Origin of the sequence: Riemerella anatipestifer (assembly GCF_009932355.1) — a bacterium.
GTDB classification, from domain to species: Bacteria; Bacteroidota; Bacteroidia; order Flavobacteriales; family Weeksellaceae; genus Riemerella; species Riemerella anatipestifer_E.
On sequence record NZ_LEKU01000039.1, the window covers coordinates 1 to 5,107 of the forward strand.

Sequence of the window (5,107 nt, forward strand, 5' to 3'; positions counted from 1 at the left end):
CCTCGCTTTTGAATGGACTTCAAAAAATCGGTAAGTTCTTCACCGCTTTGGAATTGTTTAAAAAAATCGTCGTTTAAAAAATCTGCTTTGTTCATCGTGTATAAAAATTTAAAGTTAATAAAAAAACTATCGAGGGTTGCAACCCTCGATAGTTTAAACTTTACACACTTTGTGAGATACTACTCTATAAACGAAATAACTCCATTGAATCTATTTTTCAATGGAGTTATTTTATTAATTTCTATCAAATGCTCGTTTAATTGCTTCTTCCAAATTATCATCTTTCAATTCAAACCCATCCAACTGACTTATATTATCTTGTTTAATATGCAGCTGCCCTTCATTACCCTTATTACCTCTATGCTGCCCCTTAGAATACAAAGGATTATTAAGTACCTCATTACTACTCATAACCCACACAACTATCTCATCTCTAAATACTGCAACCCAAACAAATACATCACAACATTGAGGTTTTAATTGTTGAAAATTCATTACAAAATCTTTACTGGTATTTCTGGAAAGAGCCTTCATATAAAGAGGTTCATTACTACTACTATCAACGGCTCTAGAAGCTTTAACCTCAATTTTTATTCCATCTAACCAAAAGTCATAATCACCAGAATAGTTAGAATCAAGTTTCTTACTTGGTGTCTTTAATTTAGAACATTTCTTTTTAATATAGTCTTGGGCAAATTTTTCTCCAAACTCTCTGGGAGCAGAAATTTCAAATATCGAAAGATTAGGATTTTCATTTATATATTCAGTCCTTATATCTATGTATTGCTAATACGACAAACTTCCCTTATCAATTAAATAACATATAAGATGTTCATATTTATTAAAAGGGAATATAGATTTATCCTCCTCTACCATTTTTAAAACTTCTCTAAGGTCGTCAGGTGATCCTTTAAAAGATTCTATTATTCTATTTTTTAAGTCTATAAGTTCCATTAGTATTATCTTTTTTTATGTTCAAATAATCTAAATATTTATCCTCTGAAAAGTCAGAGTGAATTGAAAAATATCCCGTATGAATAGGTAACAACTCCAAATCGCCACGTAAAATTTTATGTGTAGAAAATAATTTTTTAAATAACCAATTAATAATATCACTATTTAATACATCAGTAAGTTGTTTCCCTGTAATTCCTATATCTAACGGAATAAATAAATTAGCACTATTCAATATATATTTCTGTTCTGTATCATAATAAAAACAAAGATTAGAAGATATAAATTTATAAATTATCTTTTCTTTAGATTGATACATTTCTAAAGGTGCTACTTGCTGGAAGGTAGAAAAATCCTCTTTTATAAAAGTAGTTGCTACTTTCAATCCTTCTCTAGTAATATCAGAACCTTTATAAATGGGCAAATACCCCTCTTTATTGAAATCAGAACAGTATCTTTTATTATCTCCTGTTACAATACCTATTGCCCATTTTGCCTTATTTTCTAGGGTAATATGATCTATAGAATATAAATGTTCTATAATCTCTGTTTCTTCTTCAGTGGTCCAAAAATTAAAAATATGTTTAGGATTATTCTTAAATGATTTTAAATTTCTGTAATAAATGGAATTTTCAGAATTACACTTTATCTCTATATCATTCAATCCCTCTTTATTTTCTATTATAATAGCTTGTGCTTTTGTTACTAATCCCTTGAAAGCCTTACCATAATCTACAAATCTTTTAATTCTTTTTAGAGCTACTCTTTTTCTAATATCTTCAAAGGTACTTATGTTAAAAAACGCCTCTTGTACTAAAAATCCTAAAACACCATTATCTTTAAGTAGAGACAAACAAGCAGCCATAAAAAGAGAAGTAGTATCTGTACTGCTTCCACAGTTATAAATAGAAGCCCAATATTCTTTAGTAGACTTTTCTATTTTTTTACCCCAAGGAGGATTAGTAAATATCAAATCAAACTTATCTAAGTTTTTTGCCTCTTCTAAAAAATTACCCACCTTTATATTGGGAGTATCGTAACCAAACTTATCTTTTATTCTTTTTTTGGTTATTAACACTGCATTTTCATCTGTATCATAACCATAAACGTTCTCTAAAGGGATACCATATTCAATAGCTTCTATTATAAAATTACCTGATCCGCAACAAGGATCTAAAAAAGTAAAATTTCTATCTATCTTAATATCGTTAAACATATCCCTTACAATCCAGTAAGGTGTGTAGTAAATACCTTCCTTATTTCTATAAGAATTAGATAATGAATTTTCATATTCTATACCTATTCTTTCTCCTTCAAATCCATTCATTAACCAATCAATACCTTTGGTATTTACTTTATAATTTTTATGTAATTTATTTGCTCTAGAATTAAGTTTTCTATTACCAACAATATCGGACATACACGAATCAAAGGAGTCTTTAGTTATTAATCCTTTTTCTCTTTGTATTAAATATCCTGCTTTAATCCAGTTTCTGACTGTAGCAGTAGAAATACAAGCCATTTTAGCTACTTGTTCTATACTTAATTTTTCAGGTTCTTTTTCTCCAAAAATATTGGTTTGCATACAAACAAAGATAACAGATGATTACTAGTACTCTAAAGAGTGACAAATATAAGCATTTATCAACACAGAATCTTACAAAAAAATAGACCTCATTTCTGAGGTCTATTCTTATTTTTAGTGATAAGATAAATTATTTAGACTTTAATGTTTCTGTATAATTTATTTTTCCTTTCTCATTATATTCTTTAACTACAGCATCGTTGCTTGTAACTAGTACATTAAGGTTATCATTTTTCTTATCGTACAAAATAGTAGTCATATAATCCGAACAACTATTCTTTTTACAACCTGTAGTTTTATATACATCACCTTCAGATACTACTGGTGTTTCTACATTAAAGTTAGCCACAATTTCAGTGTATTTATCTCCTGTTAATGTTTTAATTCTTTCAGATAAATCACTCTTATCAAGAAGTCCTAAATCTTTAGGGTACTTACCTACATTTTGAGTTAAAACATTTTCAGCAACTACTGTAGCAACTTCTTGGTTTCCTACTTTAGTGCTATCACTAGCAACAGCTTCTTTCTTTTCGCAAGTTTCTTTGCAATGCTCTTTACATTTATCTTTACAAGAAGTGAAAGCTAATGCTGCTCCTACTAATACTAAACTTAAAATTGATTTTTTCATAGTTTTTTATTTAATTAAATTAATTTGTCTCTGTTATTACAAAAAGTATTCCTTTTTTATTATTTATTGATAGCTGCAACTCCTGGAAGCTCTAAACCTTCTAATGACTCTAGCATAGCTCCACCTCCTGTAGAAACATAAGATACTTTATCAGAATAATTAAACTGCTTTACGAATGCCACACTATCTCCTCCACCTACTAATGAGAATGCACCTTGTTTAGTTGCCTCTGCAATGCTGTCTCCTAAGGCTTCTGTACCCGCAGAGAAATTAGACATTTCAAATACTCCTAATGGACCATTCCAAAGTATCGTTCTAGAATTCATAATAACATCATTATTAAGTGCTCTAGTTCTTGCTCCTACATCTAAGCCCATCCAACCTTCTGGTATTTCATTAGAATCTACTTCTTGAGTTTCCGCCTCATTGCTAAAACTATCCGCAGCTATTACATCTACAGGTAGATAAACTTTTACATTCTGCTGTTCTGCTTTTTGTAAAATTTCTAGAGCTAAGCTCATCTTATCTTCTTCTACCAAAGAATTTCCTATTTGCCCTCCTTGAGCTTTAATAAAAGTAAATGCCATACCTCCTCCTATAATAAGGTTATCTACGGCTGGTAATACATTTTCTATAATGGTAATTTTGGTAGAAACTTTAGAACCTCCAAGTATAGCAGTTACAGGTCTTTCTCCAGAACCTAATACTTTATCTATAGCTTCTAATTCTTTCTCCATCAATAAACCGAAAAATTTAGTTGAAGGAAAAAATTCTGCAATAACCGCTGTAGAAGCGTGTTCTCTGTGAGCAGTACCAAAGGCATCATTTACATAAGCATCTCCTAATTTAGAAAGTGATTCTGCAAAGGCTTTATCTCCTTTTTCTTCTCCTTCGTAGAAACGTACATTCTCCATCAATAATACTTCTCCTGCTTTCAATTCGGCTGTCATTTTTTCTGCCTCCTCTCCTACTGTTACGGGACAAAATTTAACTTCTCTGCCTAATACTTTAGAAACTTCTGGGAGAATATGCTTTAGAGAAAATTGCTCGTTTACTTGTCCTTTAGGACGCCCTAAATGGGTTAGGATAACCACCGAACCACCGTCATTAAGTATTTTATCTATACTAGGCTTTGCCGCTTGTATTCTGGTATTATCTGTAACTTCTAGTTTTTCGTTTTGAGGGACATTAAAATCTACTCTTATAACGGCTCTTTTCCCTTGGAAATTATAGTCTTTAATTGTTTTCATAATTACTTTTATTTAATTTTTTCTGCTTCACAAATTTAAGATTTATCTGTCTGAAAAACTAAAATTTTTGACACAAATATTTCACAATCCACATGAGCAACATTCATCAATAACATTATTTTTTTAGATATATATTTATAAAAAGAAGATTGTTGTATGTTGTAGGTATTGTGATTTTGTGGATAAATATTTCGCTTATTTTTCATCACACATCATAGGTACTTAATTAACATTTTATAGACAATGTAAAGAGTTATAAATTAACCTTTTTGGGTGCTTAATAACATAATGTGGATAATTATAAACGAGTATGGTTTGGGATAATTATTACATGGAAAAACTTTAAAAATCTTCCCTCAAAAAAATTAAAATTTGATTTGGATAATATTTCAAAATGTAGCAATAGAAAAAATATTTTAAAATTCTAAGACTTAGTTTTCCTATCTTATCCACAATAGAATTAAAAGATATTAACAAACTTATCCATATAGAAATATTTATTTGTAACCCGTTGTGCATTATGAAATGAAAAAAACAAGAGTTGTTTATTAGACTGAAAATCAGTATATTGTTTTTGCTATAAAACGATATAAATGAACAACATAGAGCAAATATATGAAAGAATTTTGGAAGTTTTAGGACTTTTTTCAGAAAATCAACTGATTAGTTATCAGAGAAGAACACCTAAAA

The 5,107-nt window shown here is 29.6% G+C and carries 4 protein-coding genes and 1 pseudogene; 1 reads left to right on the forward strand and 4 read right to left on the reverse strand.

Translation table 11 applies throughout. From position 1 onward, the window contains the following. Positions 1-234: 234 nt before the first annotated feature. From GXW81_RS10410 to GXW81_RS10310, 4 genes are all read right to left on the reverse strand, one after another. On the reverse strand, positions 235-534 hold the full coding sequence (locus tag GXW81_RS10410) for a hypothetical protein (protein WP_221410761.1): 300 nt from the start codon (positions 532-534) through the stop codon (positions 235-237). A 394-nt stretch (positions 535-928) separates the two neighbouring features. Next, positions 929-2,539: a TaqI-like C-terminal specificity domain-containing protein gene (locus GXW81_RS10300; protein ID WP_161532232.1), complete on the reverse strand. Its 1,611-nt coding sequence runs from the start codon at positions 2,537-2,539 to the stop codon at positions 929-931. A 130-nt stretch (positions 2,540-2,669) separates the two neighbouring features. Continuing rightward, the gene (locus GXW81_RS10305; RefSeq protein WP_161532233.1) at positions 2,670-3,167 is read right to left on the reverse strand and encodes a hypothetical protein; all 498 of its coding nucleotides are present in this window, start codon (positions 3,165-3,167) and stop codon (positions 2,670-2,672) included. 59 nt (positions 3,168-3,226) lie between these two features. Continuing rightward, the gene (locus GXW81_RS10310; protein ID WP_161532234.1) at positions 3,227-4,417 is read right to left on the reverse strand and encodes a phosphoglycerate kinase; all 1,191 of its coding nucleotides are present in this window, start codon (positions 4,415-4,417) and stop codon (positions 3,227-3,229) included. A gap of 593 nt (positions 4,418-5,010) precedes the next feature. Between GXW81_RS10310 and GXW81_RS10315 the strand changes: the two are divergent. After that, positions 5,011-5,107, forward strand: a pseudogene (locus GXW81_RS10315) (IS982 family transposase); the annotation flags it as partial.